At 52.1% G+C, this 282-nt stretch carries 1 protein-coding gene; it reads left to right on the top strand.

All coding sequences use genetic code 11. The features are described 5' to 3' along the window. A partial coding sequence (locus M2R48_RS21415; protein ID WP_315972867.1) for a SwmB domain-containing protein occupies positions 1 to 282 on the top strand: 282 nt, incomplete at both ends.

The following is a 282-nucleotide window of genomic DNA, read 5'->3' as shown; positions in this document are numbered from 1 at the left end:
GTTCGATTATTCCTGGTGGCGATACCACAGCACCGACCTTTGTCAGCGCGACAGTGGATCTATCAGGGACTACATTGACCCTGAGCTATAATGAAGCGCTTGATCCATTACATCCACCAGTTGCAGGCGACTTCGCAGTGATTGCGGATGGTCAGCTTGTCCCTGTAACGGGTGTTGCGGTGGTGGGCAATAACGTGGTGTTAACCTTGGGTGCACCAGTGACTTTAGGTCAAGCGGTGACGGTGGGTTATACCGATCCAACCACGGCTAATGATCCAAATG

The organism is Acinetobacter sp. I-MWF (genome assembly GCF_025433935.1).
Lineage (GTDB): Bacteria > Pseudomonadota > Gammaproteobacteria > Pseudomonadales > Moraxellaceae > Acinetobacter > Acinetobacter guillouiae.
The sequence above is the reverse complement of the archived record's forward strand: the minus strand, read 5'-3'. Positions and strand labels throughout refer to the sequence as shown.